General features: G+C 45.4%; 20 protein-coding genes and 1 riboswitch. Of the genes, 7 read left to right on the top strand and 13 right to left on the bottom strand.

The genetic code is table 11. The annotated features are described in order from the left end of the window. Positions 1–6: 6 nt before the first annotated feature. Complete coding sequence (locus AXX12_RS01275) at positions 7–948, bottom strand: dipeptidase (protein ID WP_066237002.1); 942 nt, start codon at positions 946–948, stop codon at positions 7–9. A gap of 12 nt (positions 949–960) precedes the next feature. After that, positions 961–2,553 carry a peptide ABC transporter substrate-binding protein gene (locus AXX12_RS01270; RefSeq protein WP_066236999.1) on the bottom strand — a complete coding sequence of 531 codons (1,593 nt, stop codon included), beginning with the start codon at positions 2,551–2,553 and terminating at the stop codon, positions 961–963. 520 nt (positions 2,554–3,073) lie between these two features. Here AXX12_RS01270 and AXX12_RS01265 point away from each other — a divergent pair. Further along, positions 3,074–3,856, top strand: a complete 783-nt coding sequence (locus AXX12_RS01265) for a serine hydrolase (protein ID WP_066236995.1) — start codon at positions 3,074–3,076, stop codon at positions 3,854–3,856. Positions 3,857–4,150: 294 nt separating this feature from the next. Here the strand turns inward: AXX12_RS01265 and lysA are convergent, their stop codons facing one another. Both lysA and AXX12_RS01255 read right to left on the bottom strand, forming a co-directional pair. Further along, positions 4,151–5,401: a diaminopimelate decarboxylase gene (gene lysA, locus AXX12_RS01260; protein ID WP_066236993.1), complete on the bottom strand. Its 1,251-nt coding sequence runs from the start codon at positions 5,399–5,401 to the stop codon at positions 4,151–4,153. 110 nt (positions 5,402–5,511) lie between these two features. Beyond that, a riboswitch (Lysine riboswitch) is annotated at positions 5,512–5,684 on the bottom strand. Positions 5,685–5,835: 151 nt separating this feature from the next. Beyond that, positions 5,836–6,867 carry an aldo/keto reductase gene (locus tag AXX12_RS01255; RefSeq protein ID WP_066236991.1) on the bottom strand — a complete coding sequence of 344 codons (1,032 nt, stop codon included), beginning with the start codon at positions 6,865–6,867 and terminating at the stop codon, positions 5,836–5,838. A 327-nt stretch (positions 6,868–7,194) separates the two neighbouring features. Here AXX12_RS01255 and kapD point away from each other — a divergent pair, with 327 nt between their 5' ends. Further along, positions 7,195–7,806, top strand: coding sequence for a 3'-5' exonuclease KapD (kapD, locus tag AXX12_RS01250; protein ID WP_066236988.1), 612 nt, complete (start codon positions 7,195–7,197; stop codon positions 7,804–7,806). A gap of 210 nt (positions 7,807–8,016) precedes the next feature. Here kapD and AXX12_RS01245 read toward each other — a convergent pair whose 3' ends face one another. Continuing rightward, positions 8,017–8,853: a tetratricopeptide repeat protein gene (locus AXX12_RS01245; RefSeq protein ID WP_066236985.1), complete on the bottom strand. Its 837-nt coding sequence runs from the start codon at positions 8,851–8,853 to the stop codon at positions 8,017–8,019. A 101-nt stretch (positions 8,854–8,954) separates the two neighbouring features. Here AXX12_RS01245 and AXX12_RS01240 point away from each other — a divergent pair, with 101 nt between their 5' ends. From AXX12_RS01240 to AXX12_RS01230, 3 genes are all read left to right on the top strand, one after another. Beyond that, complete coding sequence (locus AXX12_RS01240; RefSeq protein WP_331711618.1) at positions 8,955–9,308, top strand: sulfite exporter TauE/SafE family protein; 354 nt, start codon at positions 8,955–8,957, stop codon at positions 9,306–9,308. Positions 9,309–9,313: 5 nt separating this feature from the next. Further along, entirely contained in the window at positions 9,314–9,721 is a 408-nt protein-coding gene (locus AXX12_RS01235) for a sulfite exporter TauE/SafE family protein (protein ID WP_066236979.1), read from the top strand. A 231-nt stretch (positions 9,722–9,952) separates the two neighbouring features. After that, positions 9,953–10,234 (top strand): hypothetical protein, encoded by a 282-nt coding sequence (locus AXX12_RS01230; RefSeq protein WP_066236977.1) that lies wholly within the window; start codon positions 9,953–9,955, stop codon positions 10,232–10,234. 285 nt (positions 10,235–10,519) lie between these two features. On the opposite strand, the gene AXX12_RS01225 is transcribed toward AXX12_RS01230, so the two are convergent. From AXX12_RS01225 to AXX12_RS01205, 5 genes are all read right to left on the bottom strand, one after another. Next, positions 10,520–12,436 carry a DUF4214 domain-containing protein gene (locus AXX12_RS01225; protein WP_066236975.1) on the bottom strand — a complete coding sequence of 639 codons (1,917 nt, stop codon included), beginning with the start codon at positions 12,434–12,436 and terminating at the stop codon, positions 10,520–10,522. Between the two features lie 24 nt (positions 12,437–12,460). Further along, entirely contained in the window at positions 12,461–13,438 is a 978-nt protein-coding gene (rfaD, locus tag AXX12_RS01220) for an ADP-glyceromanno-heptose 6-epimerase (protein WP_066236973.1), read from the bottom strand. After that, complete coding sequence (rfaE1, locus tag AXX12_RS01215; protein WP_066236970.1) at positions 13,435–14,463, bottom strand: D-glycero-beta-D-manno-heptose-7-phosphate kinase; 1,029 nt, start codon at positions 14,461–14,463, stop codon at positions 13,435–13,437. Before rfaE1 ends, rfaD begins: the two co-directional genes overlap by 4 nt. Next, the gene (locus tag AXX12_RS01210; RefSeq protein WP_066236967.1) at positions 14,439–15,026 is read right to left on the bottom strand and encodes a D-sedoheptulose-7-phosphate isomerase; all 588 of its coding nucleotides are present in this window, start codon (positions 15,024–15,026) and stop codon (positions 14,439–14,441) included. The genes rfaE1 and AXX12_RS01210 overlap by 25 nt, the downstream gene beginning before the upstream one ends. A gap of 143 nt (positions 15,027–15,169) precedes the next feature. Beyond that, positions 15,170–16,948 carry a tetratricopeptide repeat protein gene (locus tag AXX12_RS01205; RefSeq protein WP_066236964.1) on the bottom strand — a complete coding sequence of 593 codons (1,779 nt, stop codon included), beginning with the start codon at positions 16,946–16,948 and terminating at the stop codon, positions 15,170–15,172. A gap of 237 nt (positions 16,949–17,185) precedes the next feature. On the opposite strand from AXX12_RS01205, the gene AXX12_RS01200 reads away from it, so the two are divergent. Next, positions 17,186–18,073, top strand: coding sequence for a hypothetical protein (locus AXX12_RS01200; RefSeq protein WP_066236961.1), 888 nt, complete (start codon positions 17,186–17,188; stop codon positions 18,071–18,073). Here AXX12_RS01200 and AXX12_RS01195 read toward each other — a convergent pair. The 3 genes from AXX12_RS01195 to AXX12_RS01185 form a co-directional block, all read right to left on the bottom strand. Then, on the bottom strand, positions 17,990–18,502 hold the full coding sequence (locus AXX12_RS01195) for a hypothetical protein (RefSeq protein ID WP_066236958.1): 513 nt from the start codon (positions 18,500–18,502) through the stop codon (positions 17,990–17,992). The genes AXX12_RS01200 and AXX12_RS01195 overlap by 84 nt on opposite strands. A 1,278-nt stretch (positions 18,503–19,780) precedes the next feature. Beyond that, positions 19,781–20,479 carry a hypothetical protein gene (locus AXX12_RS01190; RefSeq protein WP_066236955.1) on the bottom strand — a complete coding sequence of 233 codons (699 nt, stop codon included), beginning with the start codon at positions 20,477–20,479 and terminating at the stop codon, positions 19,781–19,783. Positions 20,480–20,596: 117 nt separating this feature from the next. Next, positions 20,597–21,811: a clostripain-related cysteine peptidase gene (locus tag AXX12_RS01185; RefSeq protein WP_066236952.1), complete on the bottom strand. Its 1,215-nt coding sequence runs from the start codon at positions 21,809–21,811 to the stop codon at positions 20,597–20,599. 520 nt (positions 21,812–22,331) lie between these two features. Here AXX12_RS01185 and AXX12_RS01180 point away from each other — a divergent pair. Beyond that, positions 22,332–25,115: an O-linked N-acetylglucosamine transferase, SPINDLY family protein gene (locus AXX12_RS01180; protein ID WP_066236950.1), complete on the top strand. Its 2,784-nt coding sequence runs from the start codon at positions 22,332–22,334 to the stop codon at positions 25,113–25,115. Positions 25,116–25,143: the final 28 nt, after the last annotated feature.

The following is a 25,143-nucleotide window of genomic DNA, read 5'->3' as shown; positions in this document are numbered from 1 at the left end:
CATATTTTAGCCCATAACATCACGAATAAGTCGTAGTGAATTCTGCCAACAGAATTTTTCTAATTCAGTTTCGGTAAGTCCAGCTTGTTCCAGGGCGCGGATCAGGCTACCAATTTGACCTATGTGCTCAATCTCAAGCTGTGGATTAATGCCGTCAAAATCCGTGCCTAGCGCAAGGACATCTCTGCCGCCTACCTTCATGATATGTAAGACATGCCTAACCATATCCTCCACTCGGCTGATCTCGCTTGCCCCCAAAAACTCGGAGCAGAAATTTAGACCGATAACTCCGCCTTGATCGGCGATCATCTTAATCATGTCATCAGTCAAGTTGCGGCTGTGTCCGGTAATCGCGCGAGCGTTTGAATGCGAGGCGACAAAAGGCTGTTTGGAGAGCCGGGCAACATCGAAAAATCCCTGATCGGAAAGGTGAGATACATCAATCAGCATCCCCAGTCGGTTCATCTCACAAATGACGTCTTGGCCAAAGGGAGTCAGGCCATCGTGTTGATACCGCCACTCACTGTTAGGAAAACCGATCTCATTCGGGTAGTTCCAAGTCAAGGTAATTAGCCGAACACCAAGCTGATATGCTGCTCGCAAATTGTCCATACTGCCTTCTAGCACGCCGCCTTCCTCAATGGTCAAAAAACATGAGATTTTTCCTGCGCCCTGATTTATTTCAAGTTCATCCGCAGAACGAGCCAGAGCCAACCGATCCGAATTCTTCGCCAACTCATTAAAGAAAACGGCAGCCATCGCCTCAAAAGCCGAATACGGTTTGGTATGGTCCTGACGTTCAACGAAGATAGCAAAAAATTGAGCCAGTGATCCAGCGTTCACTAGTTTCTCCACATCAACACTGAACAGATTGCGTTGCAAATCGGCAGCCCCGTTTTCTTCCCAAAGCTTCAAAATAGTATCACAATGCAAGTCAATGATCCGCAAATTTTCACCCCCTTATTGCAAATAAGCGTTTTTAAAATAGATGTTGCCAAAAATTGATCGCATCGTTCCTTTGACACGGTCCTTTACCAGCGACGGACTGGTATAGTAATATAACGGAATAATGACCGCGTCATCGATCAGCAGCTTTTCTGCCGCGTGCATAGCCTGCATGCGTGTCTGCTGATCTGGTGTTTTTTTTGCCTGATTAACTAGCGCGTCATAGTCAGGATTTTTGTAATCAGGTACGTTGTTGCCGTTCGTCATTTCAAATAATTCGATGAAGGTCATCGGATCTGCGTAATCCCCCACCCAACTGTCGCGTGCCATTTGGAACTCATGCCGGTCAAGGCTATCGAGGAACACCTTCCATTCTTGATTGGACAGTTGAACGAGAACGCCCAGATTCTTCTTCCACATTTCTTGGATAGCTTCTGCCATCATTTTATGGGTTTCACTGGTGTTATATAGCAGAGTGATTGGCGGCAGTCCTTTGCCATCCGGAAAACCGGCTTCTGCTAATAATCGCTTGGCTGTTTCAATATCATTGTTTTTCAGCAAATCGCCGCCTACTTTACGGAAATCCTCCCCCGGCTTGACATCCGCAAGCCCGGTCGGCACTAAAGCAAACGCAGGTTGCTGCCCGCCTTGAAGAACTTTTTTCACCAGCACTTCGCGATCAATTGCCAACTGAAACGCTTTGCGGACTTTAGCATTGTCAAACGGCGCCTTCTGCATATTGAACGAATAATAACCGACTCCTAACTGGGGCTGAATCTGCACTTTTTTCTCAGCTAGCAAACGGGGAATTTCGCTGGCAGGTAAATTATCACCAATATCGATTTGGTTGCGTTCAAACATCGCCATCACCGTGCTGGCGCTATCTAATAACAGGAACTCCATTCTGGCCAGTTTCACGCTGGCAGCATCCCAATAATGGGGATTTTTCGCAAGCTCCATTTTACTGCTATGCTGCCAAAGAGTCAGCAAAAACGGCCCATTGCCGACAACGCTTTTCGCATCTGTCGCCCACTTGCCATTCGCGGCGACAGTCTTTTGGTGAACCGGATAATAGGTATGAAAAGCTGTCAGTGATAAGAAGTAGGGAGCGGGGCGTTCCAGACGAACTTCCAATGTATAATCATTAAGAGCTTTAACGCCAACCTGGTCTGCCGACGCTTTCTTGTTATGGTAGGCCTCGCCGTTTTTTATGTAGAACATTTGATAGGCGTACGGACTGGCGAAGTCTGGGCTGAGACAAGTCTTCCAGGCATATTCGAAATCATGAGCAGTAACCGATTCGCCATTTGACCACTTTGCCGCCTGACGCAGGTGAAACACATACACCAAACCGTCAGCAGATACTTCCCACCGTTCAGCCGCGGCTGGTGCCGGCCGGTTGGCGGCATCGAGAACAGTCAAGCCTTCGAATAATTGTGCTTCAATAGTAGAAGCAGCGATACTAGTCGATTTGCGGGGATCTATACTTTCCGGCTCAGCGCCGACAGCATAGCGCAGATGAGTGCTTTGTTGTTTACTGCAGCCTGTCATCAATAATCCGGCAATCAATGTGCAACAAAGAATAAGCAGTAGTCTGTTTTTCAACATGTAGAAGGCTCCTTTCTGATTTCACCTATCAGAGGCTGTTACAAAACACCCATCTGCGACGCGCATGGATGCGCTAGTGCCGAACGCGCCAAGGATGGCATAGCGTTCGTGCCGTTGCACCCGCGAGGGGTATGCCGCCAACTCTACGACGCTAAAGCGCCAAGAGTTGCGCAATCGCGACTGCGTTTGCTTGCTTGCGTACCTTTTGTATGCGGTGATGCTAACAAACTAGGTGGCAACAATTGCTGTTACGTCGCATAGGTAACAACGTAGCGCAAGCCTCGCTGTTCCTAGTGATGCTACTGATCTTATGTACAACAGCGATGTTTGTAGTCGCATATGCAACAACATCTGGGCAGTTTCTAACAGCATCCCTTGTTTGTGGTTGCGTGTTTTTTGAAACACGCTCTATCGGACATTATTTCGCTCTCATCCTTCTTTTTCCTGTCCCGCTCCCCAGCAAACTGTAAAGAGGTAATCTGTCGATTCACAGCGAAAAAATGCAAGGGAGGGTTCAACCATGCAACAAAAGCTAATTTCGCTGCGTCAGCAAATCGAACAGCATCTAGCTGGCACACCTGGTACATATTCCATTGAATTAGTTCTGCCTGACTTAGGCATGGGGTTGCGCTACAACCCCATTGTGCTCCCTTCAGCCAGTCTCATTAAAGTATTTATCATGGCCGAAGCCTTCCGTCGCGCCAGTATTGGCTGTCTCGACCTGTCAGATTCAGCCGAGGTCACACCCGCCGTACGGGTCGGTGGCGCTGGTCCGCTTGAACATGCGGCGTATGGAACCAGTATCAAATTGCTTGAGCTCATTGAGTTGATGATTACTGAAAGTGATAATACGGCCACTAATATTCTTATTCGAATTCTTGGCATGGATTCAGTCAATAAGCTGGCGTATACAATCGGCTGTCACAACACCCTCCTCGGCCGGCACATGATGGACTTTACCGCCCGCGCCGCCGGCAGAGATAACCTTACCTCTCCTACTGATATGAATATTCTGCTTGGCCGTCTCTATACCAATGGCTGCATCAATCCGGCCAGCTCCCAGGCCATGCTTGCCATCTTGCTACGTCAAACAGATAAATGCAAACTGCCACTGTTGCTGCCACCTGGCACAGTCATTGCTCACAAAACCGGTGAACTTGACGGCATTGAACACGACTCAGGTATCATCTATGGACAGACGCCATATATTCTGACGATCATGACAGAAAACTTGCCGGTCGAAGAACAGGGAAGACAAACCATTGCAGAGTTGTCGCGCATAGTGTATGATGCATTGCAATAATAAACCCGTTGAGACATTCTTTAGGGCGAACGGAGAACGCGAACCGCAGAGTACGCTGAGGAAAATTGCAGAGGGCTACGGCAGATTAGAACACAGTCCCGTTTCCCTTTGTGTACCGCCCCCTCTGTGTTCTCTGCGGTAAAACGCAACCTCGCTTCAAAGCCTAAAAAAGAGGAAGATTGCTTCACTCCGTTCGCAATGACAAACTGTGTCATCACGAGCAGAGCGCGGCGATCTTCCTCTAGTGCCCATTTTCCAGTTTTGGCCGGTTCCTATGGCTTCTGTGAGTTTATTCTATAAGCTGTTGAAATCTAAGGTTCCAAACAAATCCTCAAGTGTTTCCGCTCGGCGAATCAATTTTGCGCTGCCGTCTGGTCTAAGCAACACTTCGGCAGAGCGCAGCTTGCCATTATAATTGAAGCCCATTGCATGACCATGCGCACCAGCGTCATGAATCACAAGCAGATCATCGATATCTATTTTCGGCAGTTTGCGGTTAATCGCAAACTTATCGTTATTCTCACAGAGACCGCCGGAGACATCATACACGTGGCTTAATGGTTCATGTTCTTTGTCGACGACAGTGATGTGATGATAGGCCCCATACATGCCTGGGCGCATCAGGTTGGCCATGGAGGCGTCGACACCGATATAGTTTTTATAAATCTCTTTTTTATGCAGAACTCTTGTCACCAAATAGCCGTAGGGGCCAGTGATAACACGACCACATTCGAGCGCCAACGTCAGCGGAGCCAGTCCATTAGCGACAATCTTTGCTTCATAGGCAGCTTGAACGCCATTGCCAATCAGTTCTAAGTCGACAGCTTCTTGCTCAGGGCGGTAAGGAATGCCGATACCGCCGCCAAAGTTGACCATTTCAATGCGAATTCCTAGTTCTTGATGAATCTCAATGATCAGATCAAACATCATATTGGCAGTTTCTATGAAGTAGGCTGGATTCAGTTCATTCGATATAACCATTGTGTGGATGCCGAATCGTTTGACACCTTTATCCCGAAGGATACGATAACCTTCAACTATTTGTTCGCGGGTCAAGCCATATTTCGCTTCTTCGGGATTACCGATAATCGAATTGCCGCCCCGCAACGGTCCCGGATTGTAGCGGAACGAAATGAGATCCGGTAAACCGGCATGTTTCTCTAAATAGGCGATTTGAGTGATGTCATCAAGATTAATGATAGCTCCCAATTCGCGTGCCTTCTGGTATTCTTCAAACGGAGTATCATTTGAGGTGAACATGATGTTCTCGCCGGTAATGCCGCTCTTTTCTGCTAAAACCAGTTCAGCCAATGAGCTGCAGTCCGCGCCTATTCCCTCTTCGCGCAATAATGAAAGAATATGCGGATTTGGCGTTGCCTTGACAGCAAAATATTCCTTAAATTTCGGAGCCCAGGAAAACGCAGCCAATAGTCTCCTGGCGTTTGCCCGAATTGCTTGTTCATCATAAATATGCAAAGGTGTCGGATATTCTTGAATAATTGATTCTAGTTGTTCTTTTGTAAAAGGCAATTTCTTTTCAGCCATTATACTTTCCTCCCGGAGTTTTTTCAGAAACAATGCAATACTTTACAACTAAAAAATAAAGCGGCAGCAAGTACTCTCGCAGCCGCTAGGCAGACATTGTCAAATCCCGCTTGCAAGATAGCACTCCACCTACAGTCAGGTGACAGTCTTATACCTGTTTAGCATAAGCCCAGCAATTTACCTTTGCCTGCGGTTAATCGCTTCGGCGATGACCCCTTTTAGCGCCAATCTTTGCTGGCGACTCCTGACACCTACTCATGGTCTTCGCTCCTCTATCCAGACAATATTAAATTTTGTATATATCATACAGTAATACCCTCTGAGTGTCAATAGCAGATGGTCATAGCAGCTTGCACTATTATTGCCATATCGATACGTTCTGCCGATACTATAGTCTACTCTTTATTTTCGCCAATTTCCCGGAAATAATCACATTATTCTTGGCCGAATTCTTTACAGTGCTCTTGGTAGAGATCATAGTATTTATGCAGAATCTCCGGTATCGGCAGATTATATGGACATCGTGGCAAACATACTCCGCATTGGATGCATTTATCGATGCTTTCCATAGCCTGACGATTGAAGTTTACCGCCGTTTTTGCTGACATTCTACCAGCAAGCACCTTATAACCCATGGCAGGAGTGATCATGACACCATGCGGACAAGGCTGACAGTACTCGCAGCGTCTGCAGAATTGCCGGCCTAGTTCCTGTCTATAAAGTTCCATCTTTGCGAGATCTGACTCAGTCAAATGGTTAGGTTTCTGATAAAAACCGACAATCTGATCGACCGATTCCACCGAGTCAAAGCCTGGAATGGGAATAACCGCCGGATACTGCCGCAAAAAGGCAAACGCCAGAGCAGCATCGTCGATTACGCCACCAGCGAATGGTTTCATGCCGATAATTCCCAGACCGAGTTGTTCAGCCAGCGGATGCAGTTCGCTGCTTGGTGCGTTTTCAATGAAGTTAAACGGAAACTGCACTGTGACAAATAACTTGGTCTGAATTAACTTGATCGCCATTGGCAGACTGTGGGAAGTCACCCCGATGTGACGAACTTTTCCCGCCTGTTGCGCCTTCAGCACGGCTTCCAGGGCGCCACCGGGGCCAGTTATCTGCTCCCACGCACTATCTTGCGCAACTTGGTGGAATTGAAAGAGATCAATATAGTCTGTTTGCATCATTGTAAGACTGTTGTTAATATGCTCTGTAGTACCTGTTGCATCCCGTTTCATACTTTTTGTTGCAATAACTACTTTATCGCGCATACCGGCAAATGCTTTGCCGATTTTTTCTTCGCTGTCTTGATACGCATTCGCCGTGTCATAAAAGGTGATGCCTTGTTCATATGCATGCCGAAGCACTCTGATAGCCTCGTCTGTCGGCAAACGCAAAATAGGGATGCCGCCGAAACCAAGTTCAGAGATCGCAAGATTCGAATTCCCGAGTGTACGATATTGCATATCTACCCTCTCCTTATTCATAGTGTCCTCTAATAATAGAAACTATTTCCATATCTTTTTTATACTTCCTGCTTAGAAAGAGAGTATATATTTTTAAGGCATTTTTAAACAACCACACGGAAACAGCTACCACTTAAAGGGAATAGCCATATACGCGGAGAAGATAATAGCGATTTATCCGATGACTAACTCGCTCTAAGACTCCCGCCTCTACAGGCGGGAGTAAGAGCGACTAAGTCCCTGGATAAGGGCAACTAACCTTCAGATGGGGTTAAACCCCCACCTGAAGCTAAGTCTACTTTATCTCGTTGAGAAAGGAAGAACAGTATGACAGTCGCAGCAATCGATTGGCGACAACGTAACATTTTAGTCGCCGATTTCGAGTTTACTACATTTAATGGTGCCTATGGCCGTCCCCGGGCCTTCTTCCCTGAAATCATTGAAGCCGGTGCCGTGCTATTAAATCCGCCAGGATATGAGTTCACCGAGCCATATCAAGTCTTTGTCAAGCCGCGGTACTTTCCAAAGCTGACGGAAGAGTGCAGAAATATCACCCTGATCAAACAGCAAGATGTGGATGGCGGTATATCGTTCGAAGCCATGCTGACCGCTATCGGCCAATATTATCAGCCTGGTGTTACGTTTTTTGCAGCTTGGGGCAATGCTGACCGCGACGTCATTCAAAATGCCTGCTTACGCTATAAACTTCCCTGCCCCTTCTGTTGGGATGACTATATCGACTTGGCGGAAGAATACAAATCGTTCTATGAATTAGAACGCCGTCACTCGTTAAAACACGCTCTTGAAGAACGGCAAATCGTTCAAAAGGGGCTCAGCCATTTAGCGCTCGATGATGCTCTCAACGCAGCCCAGGTCATGCTACGCATGATTGAAGAAGGCTGGATACCTGGCCGTAGCGCAAACGCGGTGAATTTGTAAAAGATACGAAAACACGATGAACACGAGCGGCACTATCGGTACACTAGTGGCAAAAAGTATCGTTATTATTCATTCGATTATCGTGTAGTGGCACTCGTGTCATCTCGTGGCGCTAGTGTTTCGTCCCTGCATAACAGGCCTTCAAAACGCCTGAATAATTATAAATAGCTTAAAGAAAAAAGGCCGGAGCTCCTGCTCCGGCCTAACGTACTATTCTTCTTGATTATCTTTGCGCTTCCGGTATGACTGGAAATCGACGATTTTGCGCTTCGCTTTTGCTACCGCTCTAGCGGCTGCGTCCAGTCCCGGCAAATCTGGGTTCTGGGTTCGCGCCGAGCTTAGCTCAGCTTCAGCTGCAGCAAAGTCGCCTTGGGAGATCAAGCAGCGTACAATCCCTAGTACAAAATCGGCATCCCCGGTGAAACTATCATTACCGATTTGATAGGTTTCCAGCGCTTTTCGTGTTTCGCCGCACTGTTCCAGCACAGATGCAGCATAAAAAAGATCATAGCGATTATCTTTGGGTAAACGGCGCGCCGCTTCATACGCCTTAGCAGCAGCGTCATGCCGGTTCTCCAGAGTCAGAAACGCATCTGCTTGATCAAGCAATTGATAGGCATCCCGTGTTTTGATCACAGTTATTTTTCGCAATACTTCCCAATATTCTTCATCGAACCCATAGTCTGTCAGCATATCCGCAATGTCCCAAAGCAGGCAGGTGTCTTCCGAATAGGTTTTCAGCACCGTATTTAACGCTTTCTGTCCGGCAACGGTATCGCCCCTGCCGAAGTAATAATCCGCCAACCAAAACAAGGCGTCTGGTCCGTCATATTCGTTTTTTTCTATCTGTTTAACATAATCACTTGCTAACTCCCAGTTCTCCAGATGAAGAGCGCAAGATAAAGCAGTCACAACGATGTCCTCGCCTGTCTCACCATCGGTAATTAGCTTGTGTAAGAGCGGCAAAGCCTCTCCATAACGACCTTCTTCCACCAGACGGCAGACATGAAGATATGTCGTTTGTTTAAAAAGTTCAAACCCGAACATGGCATACTCCTTACTGTTTCCGACACCTAATTTCTAGCATATCTATTCTACAATGTTATTGTATGGCTCGCAACTCAATTCAGGGTCTTGGGGGAATTATCGTGTGGAAAGTTAAGACCTTAATCATTGGCTTTGCCGCAGGCATAGTCAGTGGCTTAATTGGTATCGGCGGCGCAATCGTCATGGTCCCTGGCATGACTTACATCCTTGGCTTGACACAGCACATGGCCAGCGCCACATCATTGGCGGTGGTTATTCCCGGTGCTATTGTCAGCACTACAATTTATCACTCGTTCGGTCAGCTAGACCCGTCCCTCACAGTCCTGTTCGCCGTCGGTGGGGTTGTAGGCTCGTTTGTCGGATCGTCGCTAATGCCACATATACGGCCCATTGTCTTGAAACGAATTTGGGCAGTTGTCGCATTATTGATGGCTATAAAGATGGGAATGGAGTGATAGGCATGTCAACGGAAACTATTCTGATTGGTTTAGCAACCGGATTTTCAACTGGCATGCTGAGCGGACTGCTTGGTATTGGCGGCAGCGGCATTCTAGTTGTAGCCGCCGTTTCTTTCATGGGTTTAGCCCAGCATTCCGCTCAGGCAGCAGCAATTGCCGCAACCGTTCCCATTGCAATTATCGGCGTAATCAATTTGCATCGCAAAAGACTGGTAAATTACCAGGTTGCTATGTATCTAGCCGTTGGAATTGCAGTTGGCGGTGCAATTGGCGCCTACATCGCCAATGTAACACCCGGTCCGATCCTGAAAAAGCTGTTCAGTGCATTTTTCGGTTTGATGAGCCTGCAGATGCTGTGGGGCTCACGCAGAGATAAAGGCGATCCTGCCAACTCAAATACTAACAACTAGAAACGCTGGCATGCGAATCAGTTAGAACGAAACAATGCCTGAACATACGTTCATTAATAGTCGGAAAGCAGTAGCAATGCTTTCCGACTATTTTCATTTTGAGAAACCCATCCGAAAAAAAACATAACATTCCATGCTCTTTTGAACGAATTTGAAGTACCATAAATACTTTCGAAACATATTATGAATTAGAGCCACATTAATTAAAACAAAATTCAGGAGGTTTAAGTGATGAAAGAGAAAGAATGTAAGAAAGTGCATAAAGAATGTTGCTGTGATGAGGACGACATTTGTAAATGTCTGTGCGAACTTGAGAAAGAGCTTGAGTGTGTCAAAAAACAATGTGGACACAAGCACTTAACCCATGTAACAAAAGAAAAGGTTCTCATCTGCATAGTGTTACGTGAGATTGACAAGCTGGAGAGAAAACTGGATAAGATCCTGCGCGAGCTTGACTGCGGTTTTAGCACCGACTGCTGCAGCGATAGCAACAGCGACAGCGACTGCGATTAACTCGGTATTCTAGCCTGCAATTTCGCCTCCACTATACCCAATTAATCCCCCCAAAAAGCCATGCCTTTCATAAGAAGGCGTGGCTTTTTTTTGGGGGGCGACGGCCTTCCACGCATGGGGGATACTAGTAGTCCGCCAAGCCCAAATCCACAGTGTTCTTGGCGCGATATTTCCCGCCCAACTGCGTTGTCGTCACCTTACAGATTGCCGATCTGCGCGGCTCCTCCGCCTTGCTGGACGAAAATCTCGCGCAATTCATCCTATGGCTTTAGACTTGGTGGACTACTAGGACAACATTTTTGATACTTCGGCAGCAACACTTTCCCAATCGGGAAGGTTTAAACAAGATTTACAACCTCGCAAACATTCCGCCTGAATCCAAGTGTCAGTCCACCAACACGGACGGCACTGTCTTCTCGTAACCACTCGCGTATCCGGATAAGCAAAGCAAGTTGCTGAAGTTGAGGCGAATATTACCACAGCAGGCGCTCCCGCAGCCTTAGAAAGATGAAACAGCCCGCCCTCAATGCCAATATAACCTTTCGACAATTTGAGATAACCAGCTGCTTGTCTCGGGGTCGTCTTTCCCCGCAAATCCATAACCCTTGGATGCAGCAGTTCTTCTGTTGCCGGGCCAAGTTGGACAGGAATAATCCCCCGCAGATGCAGCCAATTGATCAATTGACTCCATCCTTCTGCCGACCATCGTTTTAGTGCCCCTTGAGCGCTGCCTGCGCTATCACAAACGATCACATAGTCGCCTGGGATTTTTTCCGGCACCTCATCCGGGTTAATATACACATCGTTGCAGTTGGCATATTGTTCAAGGCCAAGAGAATACAGCATCAGGTCGCAAACATGCATATTGAATTCATCAAGCCGTGTTCCGGACTGGGGAAAATGCTGATAATACCATATAGTATTCCAAAAAAAGTCAGAATTCTGCCATGTTCCATAAGCACAACTAACATAATACAAATCAAATACGTTTTCTGTAAGCCCTATCACGCTGCCGATCAATTCAAGTCCATTTCTGTACCGTAATTCAATGGCCGCATCAATATAGGGATGTTGGTCAAATAGCGAACTATTGTCGCCAACAACAGCAATAATCGGCCGGTTCGGCTCCTTAGTTTTTAAGGCTTTGGCAACTGCGGTCATTTGCACGCAGTCACCTAATCCGCCTGTTTTGACCAAGAGGCTGGTTGAGTCCGGGAAATTACGCTGCCGGAGCAATTGTTTCACACTCGTTCTAAAGCAATTAGATAGCGGTGCGTTGGGCCACAGTTGCGACAAGTTTGCAACCCGAACCTGCCGGGGTTTCTCATCTCTCGCTAAATAGTATAAATTTGCCGCCTCATCGCTTACTAAGACGGATCGAATGATTTCAGGCCTTGGTGTGCCGGTTTCTAAACGATACACATAGGTTGCCAGTCCCGCCGGGTCAGGATCTCTATCTAAACATTCGCGATATATTTCAGTGACGAAGACATCTTCATCCGTAATCTCCATGAGCTCCCGCAAGATCCCCATGCATTTTTGAGATGTCACACTTTGAGCAAGTCCGGCAAACCTGTTGCCTTGAATTATCATTTTGTATAAATCTGTTCTTGACATGCCAGTACGTAAAGCTTTAGAGAACACGATGAACTCCTGCTGTTCTGGATTGCAGCCCAGCAGTTCCCGATATAGCACTGTTATAAAATCATGTTCATCTATCCCCAAAATATATACTAGTGTATTTGCAATGCTGCAGCGAAGCTTATTGCCCTGCTCCAGCTGTGCTTGGGAAAGCCTTATCATCATCTCCTCACTTAGCATTAGGTCTTGTAATACATCCGCCTTCGACGCTCCCGCATGCAGCAAATCTACACCGTGTTGAATCTGCGTCAGCTTGGGTTCCATGCCAAACAGGACGGTGTAAAGCCGTTTCACAAATTCATAATCGTTTTTACACATTACTTCCTGCAGTGATTCAATTACACTCAATCTAGGCACCCCAGCCAGTAGTTGCTCAAATGCAGGACTTATTACGATATTTTTTAATACGTCAATTCTTGCCCCTCCGGCAAGCAAGTCATTCACTAATACTGTTAAATCTTCACCATCCAATTGACGATTTAAAAACTGCCTATACACTCCAACAGCGAAAGTTTGATGATCTGCTGTAAATAGCTGTTGAAGGGCGTGAAAAATTCGCATTCTACCTCTCCTTACAAGCAAGGCTTAAGAAATAGCTAGGTGGAGGTAACCTCCTGTCTTATCCATACAAGTGTAGTACTCGGTTATCGCGTCTTCTAAAGAGTGAAATCCACCATCATAGCCAACTGCTAATAGTCGGGCAACATCCGCCTCGGTGAAATTTTGATATTTGTCTTTTAAAATTGAGGGGAATTCTATGTACTGAATGTATCCTTTGGAAAAATAATTGATCACTGCCTGAGCTACTTCATTAAAACTGTGCGCTTTACTGGTTCCACAGTTATAGATGCCGCTTTGCCCACCATTGTTATAAAACCAAAGGTTTATCTTAACCACATCTTTTACATAAATGAAATCCCTTTTCTGTTCACCGTCACAACAGCCATCGGCGCCTTTGAACAGTTTTATATATCCATTATCTTTCATCTGGTTGTATAGTTGATAAAAGATCGAAGTCATTCTTCCCTTATGTTGTTCTTGGGGGCCAAACACATTGAAATACCTTAAGCCTACAACCAAGCTGTTCACTTGGGGTAGTAATTGACGAACATACCGGTCAAACGACAATTTAGAAAAGGCATAAGTGTTCAGTGCAGATTCGCAGGCTTCCTCTTCCCGAAAGCCATTTTGGCCGCTGCCATAAGTAGAAGCGGATGAAGCATAGAGAAACGGGATGCGCCGCTTCAGGCAATAGTGTAATAACTTCTTACTGTATTCATAGTTTGTTGCCATCATAAAGTTACCATCGTATTCCATAGTATCTGAACAAGCACCTTGATGAAACAATGCTTGAATATTTATCGAGTCATAAGCGCCTGCTTCCAGGGATCTAACAAATTCATCCTTATGGCAATAATCAAAATAGCGCAGCCCAACCAAGTTCTTGAATTTGTTGTTTGCTCCCAGGTCATCTACGATAAGGATATCTGTGTGTCCTTCTGCATTCAAACCATTTACTAAATTGCTGCCGATAAAGCCCGCACCACCAGTAACGATAATCATTGATGCGCCACCTCCTGCCAGTTCAAATTTGTTCCCCGTTTAGCACACACTGCCTCTAACAATTCTCGGGCATGAATAGCGTATGTTCCTACCTTTCCGATAACGATTGATGCGGCAAGGTTAGCCAGTAGAATTGCATCGATCTTTTCAATTCCGCCAAATAGTGCAGCACCCATGGTGGCAATAACAGTATCTCCTGCTCCGGAGACATCAAAGACGTCCTGGCAGAGGGCAGGAACATGGATTGTTTTGTCACCAGTCACAAGACTCAACCCTTTTTCAGACCGAGTCAATATTAGGCTATCAATATTGAATCGGTTTTTTACTCTAACTCCCGCTCTCTCTACTGCGTTGTTCTCATTTACTACCCTTTTACACAGCACGTCTTCCAATTCTTTTATGTTTGGTTTAATATATGGCGCCCCGGCATACTTTTTCCAGTTCGCCCCCTTCGGATCAACAAGAACCGGAATATGCCTTGCCGCCGCTTGCGCGATAGCAAATTTACAGACAGCAGTAGTGCATACCCCTTTCGCATAGTCAGATATGATTATGCCATCCAATCCCCGCTCTAGCTCTGTTTCGATATAAGTATTTATCCGTTGTTCCGTTTTTCGACTGATGGCTCTCGTTGTCTCAAAATCCAACCGGAGCATTTGCTGCTGACCGCTGATAACTCGAAGTTTCGTGGTGGTAGGTCGATCATCAATTATCAACCCTGCTTCATCCATTCCTGTATCTTTCATGATGGACAACAGCCTTTTCCGGTTGTCATCTCCCCCAACTACGCCAACAAGTTTCACTCCGCATCCTAACTGCAAGAGGTTTAGCGCCACATTGGCTGCTCCGCCCAAAATATCCCGCTCTCCCTTAACCGACACCACCGGAATCGGGGCTTCGGGAGAAATTCGCCGGACATCGCCGGAATAGTACCGATCCAGCATGACATCTCCCACTACCAAGACACGAATACTTCTCGCCTTGTGCTCTAAAAACGTTATTACGGTATCACAGTTTTTAAACATTCTGGTAAATCCTCTTGATCAATATATTCACAAACGATATGTCCGATTAAAATATGGGCTTCTTGTATCCGGGCGGTTATACCTGTGGGAACAACAATACAGATATCGCACAACCCCTGCAGTCTTCCGCCATTGTCTCCAGTTAGACCGACTGTTACGGCACCTTTTGCTTTGGCTGTTTCGATAGCCTTCACCACATTCGGACTTTTCCCTGATGTAGATAACCCCACAACCACATCACCGGAATTGACCAACGCCTCTACCTGACGGGAAAAGATGTTCTCAAAGCCATAGTCGTTGCCGATAGCAGTCAATATTGATGTATCAGTATTCAAAGCGACCGCCGGCAGACCTCGGCGTTCTTTAACAAACCTGCCGACGAACTCAGACGCCAAATGCTGACTATCGGCAGCACTACCTCCATTTCCCATGAAAAACAACGTATTGCCGCTTTGCAGTGCTTTTTGGCAGACTTGGGCAAATTCTTGAATACCCTTCAAATTATGTGCTTGTAGCTGTTCAATCACTGAAAGATGGGACTGGACCAGTTGATAAATATCCACTTTTTTCACCACTCTTACGGTTTCGGTTGTTACTACATGTTGCATTATATTCGAGCAATACAAAACGGGTAATATATAGTCAAATAAACAGTAAGGCCTCAGCCGTCTACTAATAAGGGCTAAGGCTATTTTTGCCTGTTCTCCTATAATCGTGTAGAGGGCAAATGACCAAAAATAAATATAGTGTTTTTCTCCCAGCATTTTAAGCGTGCTATCATTGTGGATACATTCGAATTGCAGCCAATAAAGTAATCACACTTGGCAGCCAGATATACATCCACAACTGTTTCCATTGCCATTGCCTGTTTATCATTCTCATTTCTCGCCAAGTAGTGTACACCGTAAGACCCAACGGCTCTAGTACATTCAGTGTATAAAACTCTGTCACCGTATACTTGTTTAAACTCATTCAGAATAAATTCACTATCTGTTAACAAAAACAGCTGCATCGCGGGGTACACCGAACAAATCTGGTCAATGGCACGAAAGTACTCTTCGTTATTCTCACGCAACTTAATCACTGATTCGGTTCGATCTCCACCTCTTACATGAACTGCGATAAGATTATGTCCTCGCATATGTTGTTCATAAAACTCCTGTATGCGCGTAGCAAGATAAGGCTGGAGCTTTATATATTTATTTATGATATACCGATAGATATCTATAGAAGCGCAGTCATGCTGACAATGTTGCCGGGGAATCCAAGGCAGTAAAACATCAACAAAAATGTGGATATCACTAACAATGACGTCCTCAGACCGCCCGAGAAAATCAACTCCCCATGACTCCGAACGGTAGCGGCTAAGCTTCGCCTGGCGATCATAATGCAACAAGTTGTCTCGCTTCCAGATATCGGGGTAATAATCAAGCCCCTCTTTTAGCACATCGCTGATTGAGTACTTAGAGATAGGCTGAAAAAACTTAGTAAATATTTCTTCTTCATCGCCATTACTATATAGGCTTTCAGGCCCCCAATACACTATCGGTTCTCGTTCCAATACTTCGGCCCAGAGGATTTGCCCTAATACGTGCTCAAAGTCGGACCAAAAACCGCTTCCCCAAGCTTTAATCAGAAGAAACTTGGGCTGGCCGCTTTTGCTCGGCCTAGATGGTTGAGAATTGGCCATGGCCTTCGCGAAGTATTCAATTGTTAGATCTGTTCTTCCCACTCGTTGCGCGATCAAACTTAGAATAACGTAAGCCCAACCATTCTCCGTATTTTTTTTCAATGCTTGGCGACAGAGAGAATCTGCCTGCGGCAGTTGATCTGTCCAGTAATAGCGCAGAGCATGGGCGAATTGCAGCGCATCAGTCGCATCATCATCGTGTCCCAGAAAGTAACTAGCTAGTGCGCTTATGGGATGATCCCCCAGTATACTTCTATATACCTGTTCGGCCTGTTCATATTGCCCACCTTGCAAAAGCAGGAACGCATTTGCCGCATGTTGACACAGGCTTTTTCTGATACTTTCCGTGTGGCGCAGATATTGCTCCGCTTGAGCAAAATCAGGTTGCCACTGCAACGCCTGCTTAAATTTACTTATCGCTTTCTCATACCGTCCTTGGTTGGTATAAAGCACTCCAAATTCAAAGGCAACTGCGGCATTTTGGGGTACAAGTTCCGCAACCTTTTCGTAGAAACGAGCCCCTTCTTCTAGAGAGCCTTTCTTCATCAACGTTCTGGCCAGTAGCCATAAAGAGGCGCTATTCCCAGGAATAACCGCAACCAAATGGCGGAAACATTTCTCCGCCTCATCCAGATTATCCGCTTGAAAAAGAGCCTGCCCGAGGTGAAAAAGTGCGGTCAGATCTCCGGGATTTTGCTGCAGGTATTTCATGTAGCATTTTGCCGCTTCTTCAAATTTACCGCTTCCGAATAACGTATTCCCCAATACAAGGAGGTTTGTGCTATCTGAATCCATAAGGCTTTAACTCCTCCCCGATGACAACTCAGTTCTTGCAACTGGTTCTTCGCAGATTATTATATGTTGGCAGTATCAAACGGTTACGCATGTACCCGTTCTGCTTTCTTCTGTAAGTCGTCATAAGAAAACACCAAAGTGCCTATTTTTATCCGATTTGCCATATCCCGTTCCTTCACCCCGATAAGCAACTCTACATATAATGGTAATGGAATACATGAAAGGGAGGGAGAAATATTGGACGAAAGCAACATTCGATACGGCAAACCTGATAAGACCGACAAAAGCAGTAAGACCGGCAAAACCGATAGAAGCAGCTGCACAATGAGCCATGGCAACTGCTTTAGCTGCTGCGAATTTCCATGCGATTGCTGCGATCCGAACATTATAGAACTTGTCAACTGTTTCAAGCAGCTTAAAGATGTTACAAAGTGCGTATTAGACTGCCTGGATGAAAAGCCTAGTGTCTGTAAGGCAGAGCGCGTCGCGGTCTGCATCCTGTTAAATGAGATTCGGTTTATCGAAGATTTTATCAACAACAGCACCTTCGGGTTGCCGGAAATCAAAAATGAGATCCGATTTATCGAAAGATTTATCAACAACACTACCTTTGGTTTACCAGAAATCAAAAATGAGATCCGATTCATCGAAAGTTTTATCAACAATACTACCTTTGGCTTGCCAGAAATCAAAAATGAGATCAAGTTCATCGAAAGTTTTATCAACAACACTATCTTCGGCTTGCCGGAAATTAAAAATGAGATTATCGAAATCAACATCACTAGCACTGCCATTCTGAACGAAGTAATTATTATCAACGAAGTAGTTAACTCTATCAAAAACACGTGCAATTTCTGTGAATTTCTGACAAATATCAACGAAGTTGTTGTTGACATTAACAACACGGTCAACAATGGTACCAAAGGTATCTTTGAAATCAAGAATGAAATTATTGACATCAATCGCATTGTCACCGCAATCAACAACACCGTCAACAATGGCACAAAAGGCGTCTTCGAAATTAAGAATGAGATCATCGACCTAAATGAGATCATTACCACCATCAACAACACCATTAACAATAAAACCTCCGGCCATCAACAACACCGTCAACAACGGCACTAAAGGCATCTTCGAAATCAAAAATGAGATCATCGACATCAACAAAATTGTCACCGCCATCAACAACACAGTTAATAACGGCAACAAAGGCGTCTTCGAAATCAAAAACGAGATCATTGACATCAATAGCATTGTCGTCGCTATTAACCAATCGGTCAACAACAAGTTCTTTGGCCTCAACGGGTCAACAATGGAGAGAAAGGCATCTTCGAAATCAAAAATGAGATCATCGACATCAACAAGATTGTCACCGCCATCAACAACACAGTTAATAACGGCAATAAAGGCGTCTTCGAAATCAAAAATGAGATCATCGACATCAACAAAATTATCACCGCCATCAACAACACAGTTAATAATGGCAACAAAGGCGTCTTCGAAATCAAAAACGAGATCATTGACATCAATAGCATTGTCGTCGCTATTAACCAATCGGTCAATAACAAGTTCTTTGGCCTCAACGAGATTAAGAACGAGATCATCCAGATCAACGAAGCCATAAACGACCTATTTGAGGCCATCAACAATATTAATGTCAGCGGTGGCTGCCTCAATGACGTTATCATCGCCATTAACAACACGGTCAACAATGGAGAGAAAGGCGTCTTCGAGATTAAAAATGAAATCATTGACATCAACAAAATTATCACCGCCATCAACAATACAGTTAATAACGGCAACAAAGGCGTCTTCGAAATCAAAAATGAAATCATTGACATCAACAAAATTATCACCGCCATCAACAACACAGTTAATAACGGCAACAAAGGCGTCTTCGAAATCAAAAATGAAATCATTGACATCAACAAGATCATCGTCGCCATCAACAACTCGGTCAACAATGAGTTCTTTGGTCTCAACGAGATTAAGAACGAAATCATCGATATCAACACCGTCGTCGTCGCCATTAACAATACGGTTAACAATGGCACTAAAGGCATCTTCGAAATCAAAAATGAAATCATTGACATCAACAAGATCGTCGTCGCCATCAACAGCTCGGTTAATAACAAGTTCTTCGGCCTCGAAGAGATTAAGAATGAGATCATTGACATCAACGAAACAATCCAGATTATCAATAATAATACTAAAAAATGTGACTTTTCAGGTACGTTAACAACCGGGCCAATATTCTTACCTCGTTCCGATAGCACGACTATACTCGTAAAAGTTCTGAACAACAATGCAGCTAACCGTCCTGTAACAATCCAAGCGTACAATATCACGTCACCAACTATTACAAAATCTAGTTTCGGCAACAGGTCATTCACAGTTCGAACTTGTACTGCGAACGAGGTCGAGTTCACCAATATCCCTAGACAATACGAAATCCAAATTTCTGGCGTCATCCCTGGTATATACGTCTTCACTACAACCTCAAACGACACCGATGAAAGAAATACTACCGCCGCAACTCTCCGTCATAGTGAATGGGTACCGCAGTGTGGCAACGGCCCTTGCAACCTCTGACCTTAAGCTTAACCCCCGGGAAACCGGGGGTTTTTCTTTATCGGCTGCGTGCTTACGGCAGACCCAAGGGGCTGTCCCCAAAGCATTCGTTCCAAATTAACAATCCACTTCTCTACCATTCCGACATGAAAAAGCGCAAGCTGGCACCACTTAAGGTGTATTGGCCTGCGCTTTTCTGTCGGTATCTCCGCTATTGAATTCTCGACTATGCTTCTATTAGGACCAAAGTCATTATCGGATTCAAAATAACGATATCCCTCTTATCGGGACTACTACTTCGGCTCCGCCGATAGCTGCAGGTATGCCAAAACCAGGGTTACCCACTGTGTCATTGAGGGCCAGTATTTGCAAGAACGCTGGAAAGGTATTAAATACCTCGTGCCAGAAGTCAACATTCAGGTCAGTGGTGATACCGACAGCCGTGCCCGCCGGTGTTGGTGCAATAGTGTTGTAATTAAGGCCGCTGGTAGTTGTGATGCTCCCTACTCCCCCCAGATAGGCAAATTGAGTGGTTAAGCCAGTTTGGGAAAATCCCAGAAGGCCGCCGCCTGAGTTTATAAAATTGGCGATGTCAGTCTGCCTGGTGTTTAATGAAAGGTTTTCCAATTCAGTGAGTCCCCCGGAAGGTGTTTGAGGTTCACTGCTGACAACTGCGAGCATTAAGAAGCTTGAGAAGGGCTGGGTGGCGATTGCTGCCGCTCCATTCACATAAGTCACGGGAACACCGATAGCTGTAGAAATCGTGTCCCAAAAGTCAGTCACATTATCGACAGGAGGGGTGGTATCCTTTCCGCCGCCGATAACCAGTATACCTGAGCCAGCTTTGGTCACATCGCTTAAAATGCTGTTTACAATGTTTTCATATACTGTGATTGGCCCATGGCCGCCAGGACCTCCATCTTCAGCATCAATTCCCATTAAAATAAGTGGTCCGCCCATGTTTGGGTGCCTCCTTAATAAATTATTTTTCGTTATGCTGTTTTGCTGACATCTTTGTTTTACTCATGTTATATTATGTAAGCGAATAAACTTATGTGAGAGATTTCCATAGCAATACTAACCGTTTAAATTCCAGTTTTGCAATTTTGTTATATCAACAAAAACCTTCCTAATACGCTCCTGTGAAAAACTTGGATTGAAAAGAGATATATAACGACATATCTCTCTCTCTGAAATTCTTATAGGCTCAAAAAGAGCCCGCGCTTTTAGCACCGGTTCAATTTCCCGTATATCTTGTTCGCTTAATAGATGCGTCCAGTAATTATCTTTCGCGAAACTAATCATACTGTAAAGCTTAATGCTTTCAATATTTGTTGTCCTTTGACTTGCGACATTTATAATACCTTGTCCTTGAATCTGGTTTGAAGCCAAAATGATTAGCGAGCATAATTTCTCTCTCAAGTCCATTAGCGTGCCATACCAAAGGTCTTGAGGGTTACCATGAAGTAGTTCCTGAAAATTTATGCTATTGTGTTTTAAACTAACATACTCGATAGCAAGTTTATTATAAAGCTCCTTTATACAGCTTAACTGGCTGTGGCTAATCTGGCATGCTACTAGCCTACTCCCTAGTCCCTTAATAAAGCTTTTGATAAATGCCTCGATATCATCAAGATGGGAGAACTTGTCGGCCTGCTGAATGATAGTCCTAGGGGATAATCCTTGTATGGGCCCTTGCCCCAAATATGTCGCCATGTTTTTTACTGCATGGCATGGATCTACCCCTAACTCGTAAACAACTTCAATAACATTAAAGTTGCAAGTATCAAATAATATAAGATCTACTTCTACGCCTGCGCGGTTGCTGGCACTGTTAACGGCTTCCACAAGTCCTGGAATGCCCATTATATAGGGCGCAAGCTGACTATAGTCGGTCATTGTCCCGAGATATTGCCAGCTATGTCCGCCAACAATAATCATGTATTTTTCCGCCGGGAAACTTTCAAAAGCCCAGGCGAGAAAGTCTGAGAGTGATGCGGGGTGAGCCATATTGATCTTCCCTAGTTCATCGTGTAGTATGAGCTGGTTTCCTAGAAGAGAATACCGCCTTACGCCCTCCCATTCTTCATGCGGTTCAGGGGGCTGTGTTTCCCCTCGAATAATCCTTGCAAGTTCATAGTCCTCTCGCCCGATCTGCAAGACAACATGAAGATTTCGAGCTTCCCCCGTCATTGCAATTTCGTTCATAGCGAAGCGCATTTCAGGTTCGAGCTCATTATTACCGTTAGCATAGAAAAGGACAGCCCACTTTTTGAGTGACGACAGATTCATCTAACCCACGTTCCTTTAGACGAAGCTTGCTTAATCAATATGCTTCTTCCCCTATTTCGTTCTCGTCCATAACTATTACTCAGTGCATACTATGTCTTCTATCCAGCTTCGTAAACATTTTGGTTTAGTTTACTATATTCATATTACTCGTTTATTGCTACTTAACGAGATACGCCTGTGTATGTCTTCAGCACTGCCTCACAAGGCGGATCCGATCAAATAGCTGTTAGCACCTTCCACCATAGCGACTAGGTGCCGGAACTCGGTAACGCTCCCTGCCACAACACGATTTAGCACTCTGACCCCCCGGAAAAACCGGGGGTTTTTCTTTTGCCAGGCACACCATCCCGCTCACAAAATACAATATATAAGTGAGCCTTGGCTTTTGGAAGGGAGCATTCCCTGCCACAAACCTTAGAGCGAACTTAGACTGAGGCTCGAAATCTATGATTTCGCTAAGCCAAAGGCTCCCTTTAGGGAATCCGAGCTGCAGCCTGTTTTCAGAAATGGGGGTTTATGCGTGGACGCAAACAATACGGTGCAGTCAATACTATCTGAATCAGAATTGCAATGCGCCGAAAGTTTTTTTGAACAAGTTAAGAAACTTGGTTGGGAACAGACAAAAGAGCACCTAAAACAGTTTTTAGAGAGCAACGAATTAAAGAGCGAAGAGGAAAAAAACGTATTTGTCGATCTATTAATCACTTCTTGCATTCGGTCATTTCAACCTAGTAGAGACGCGACGCCCTTCTGGGACATCGTAGGTCTATGGTTGGATCAGCGGAAACTGCCTCAGCGTGTGAGTGCCCTCTCTCAGAAGGAACTCACCGTCCTCACTCTAACTTGTACAAATCTGCGCGAGAAACTGAAGCAGGTCTTCGCCTGTTGCGCTCTTTCCGGGGTAGATTTAAACGACTCCCAACAGTGGACAGTGATCGCGCTATGGCGCCTCCTATTCCTGAATCCCTTCTCCACTACAAATTCATACACGCCAGCGCTTTCCAAAGACACTGTAGAGTTGTTTAAGGGAATGGGCTATCCCGGCTTCTTGATAGCGAGTATGTACTATCCTTTCTGTGCTGACGAAATTACCATTGACATGGAAAGTTTATGGGATTCTGAACTACCGGTGTGCTATAAGGCTGTTATTACGTTCTGGTTCCTGGCTACTCCGTACTTCCAGGTAAACGACCGGCATCGTCGCAAATTGACTCAGAACATAACACCCATATGCAATGCACTGAAAAACCATTCAGAGGGATTATCAACTAAACTATTTATCACCTTTGTCGAAGAAGCCATGACAGCCTTCTGGCGAGTCAGTTATTCCGGCGGTAACAATGTCGCTGCCCTGTCTTCTTTTGGCGACTTTATCGCATTCCAAATGTCGAAATTATGCTCCTGGGATAACAAAATGGATCGCCGGAAAGTGCGAAATCCCGGTGAAAAGATCAAAGTTGGCTACATTTCGCGCAACTTCCACCGACAGGCAGTTAGTTTCTATATGGTAAACCGGGTTATTCACCACGACCCTAACCAATTCGATGTTCATGTATTTGTCGTTGGCGAATACCACGACGTATTGACCGATCTATTTGAGCAAAACGCCGAACACTTTCAGCACTTTCCAAATATCCTGGATTTCGCCACCATCATTCGCGCCATCCTCAGTAGTGATTTGGATATTCTGATCTACGCCGACATCGGCATGGATCCTATTACCTATATGCTATCCGGACTGCAGCTGGCGCCAGTACAATGCGCTTTGGTCGGACACGGAACAACCACCGGAATGCCGACAATTCAGTACTATCTCAGTGGAGACTTTGAAGCCACCCACGCGCAGGTTCAGTACAGGGAGCGGCTGATTCGTTTACCAAACCTAGGCGCCGCCCAACACCTCGCTGGGCAACCGGAAGAAGTGATTACCAGGGCCGAGTTAGGCATTCCCGAGGACGCAGTTGTGTTCATTTCGTGCGCCAACGGCATTAAACATGGAGTAGAACGCGACGCCCTGTTAGTTAAAATACTGCAAAGAGTACCCAATGCTTGGATTATACTAAAACCATTTGCCAGTCGCTCAGGAATGGATCACTACCTCGCTCAGCGAGTAAAAGCTGCGGCTAACTCGGCTGGGGTAGAAGACCGGCTGTTGATCGTCTCTCCTGTTTCACATCCTGCGAGCGTTATGGGGTTATTAAAAATCGCCGATATTCAGCTCGACACCTACCCTTATGGCGGCTGGACGACCAACTTGGAGGCTCTATACTGTGGCCTATCTATCGTAACCCAAGAAGGCGAACTTAGTCGCAGCCGCTGGGGAGCAGCCATGCTTCGATCATTAGGCGTCTCAGAAGGCATAGCACATACACCCGATCAATACGTTGACTGGTCTGTAAAGCTTGCCGAGGATGGTTCGCTGCGGCAGGAAATCTGTGAGAAAATCAAGACCAAAGTAGTTGCTACTTTATTTAACGGACCGGAAGCGCAAAAGTCCTACGAAAATGAATTGCTGAAAATCTACCGGGAAACAGCAAAAATAGCTCCAGTTCCTAACTCTACGACTGAAGTCATTTCGCGAAAACCTATAACGATCCTCACCTCCCTCATGCCGGGAAACGAGGAGAATCAGCGAACTGCCATCGCAACTTGGAAACAGCAGGGATTCCATGTTGTTTCCATTAACTGCGCCGAAGAACGTTATCAATTAGCGACAAAGTTTCCTGATATTACATTTGTAACAGCACACCGTGACGGTCGGGCAAAGTGGGGAAAGCCATATGTGTATTTTGATGACCTGATTACCTATTTTCGTCACTCAGACTACCCCATCTGCGGGATTGTCAATTCTGACATTTGTCTATGGAAAGAAAATCTGCTTCAAAGTGTTACTGAAGCAGCTGAAAACTCCTTTTTATTTGGTTCCCGCATTGATGTAGATTCTCTGTCTTCGACGCAAGGCAACATGTATCACGCCGGATTTGATTACTTTTTCTTTGACAGACGAGTACTAGATCTTTACCCGCCTGAGGAGTTTTGCCTTGGACTGCCATGGTGGGATTATTGGGCAGCACTGCTACCGTTAATAGGTCCGGATAAAGTGCCATGCAAACGAGTTAACACACCAATCGCGTTGCATGTTAAGCATCCGGCAAATTGGGATATTCAATCGTGGCTGGAGATGGGAACCACCTTAGGCAAATATCTACGCCCGCCATTTACCCTTTCTCAGGAAACTATGCCGCGATTCTTGAGCGAAACAGTGACTATTATTCATAAACTGTCTCAGCCTGTAGCCTTATAAAAGGCTGTTGTGAAACAACAGCTTCCTA

Origin of the sequence: Anaerosporomusa subterranea (assembly GCF_001611555.1) — a bacterium.
Taxonomy (GTDB): domain Bacteria; phylum Bacillota; class Negativicutes; order Sporomusales; family Acetonemataceae; genus Anaerosporomusa; species Anaerosporomusa subterranea.
The sequence above is the reverse complement of the archived record's forward strand: the minus strand, read 5'-3'. Positions and strand labels throughout refer to the sequence as shown.

Coding starts and splice junctions, on each gene's coding strand:
- AXX12_RS01270 (WP_066236999.1), bottom strand. CDS start 2,553: ATGTTGAAAAACAGACTACTGCTTATTCTTTGTTGCACATTGATTGCC.
- AXX12_RS01265 (WP_066236995.1), top strand. CDS start 3,074: ATGCAACAAAAGCTAATTTCGCTGCGTCAGCAAATCGAACAGCATCTA.
- lysA (WP_066236993.1), bottom strand. CDS start 5,401: ATGGCTGAAAAGAAATTGCCTTTTACAAAAGAACAACTAGAATCAATT.
- AXX12_RS01255 (WP_066236991.1), bottom strand. CDS start 6,867: ATGCAATATCGTACACTCGGGAATTCGAATCTTGCGATCTCTGAACTT.
- kapD (WP_066236988.1), top strand. CDS start 7,195: ATGACAGTCGCAGCAATCGATTGGCGACAACGTAACATTTTAGTCGCC.
- AXX12_RS01245 (WP_066236985.1), bottom strand. CDS start 8,853: ATGTTCGGGTTTGAACTTTTTAAACAAACGACATATCTTCATGTCTGC.
- AXX12_RS01235 (WP_066236979.1), top strand. CDS start 9,314: ATGTCAACGGAAACTATTCTGATTGGTTTAGCAACCGGATTTTCAACT.
- AXX12_RS01230 (WP_066236977.1), top strand. CDS start 9,953: ATGAAAGAGAAAGAATGTAAGAAAGTGCATAAAGAATGTTGCTGTGAT.
- AXX12_RS01225 (WP_066236975.1), bottom strand. CDS start 12,436: ATGCGAATTTTTCACGCCCTTCAACAGCTATTTACAGCAGATCATCAA.
- rfaD (WP_066236973.1), bottom strand. CDS start 13,438: ATGATTATCGTTACTGGTGGTGCGGGCTTTATCGGCAGCAATTTAGTA.
- rfaE1 (WP_066236970.1), bottom strand. CDS start 14,463: ATGTTTAAAAACTGTGATACCGTAATAACGTTTTTAGAGCACAAGGCG.
- AXX12_RS01205 (WP_066236964.1), bottom strand. CDS start 16,948: ATGGATTCAGATAGCACAAACCTCCTTGTATTGGGGAATACGTTATTC.
- AXX12_RS01190 (WP_066236955.1), bottom strand. CDS start 20,479: ATGGGCGGACCACTTATTTTAATGGGAATTGATGCTGAAGATGGAGGT.
- AXX12_RS01185 (WP_066236952.1), bottom strand. CDS start 21,811: ATGAATCTGTCGTCACTCAAAAAGTGGGCTGTCCTTTTCTATGCTAAC.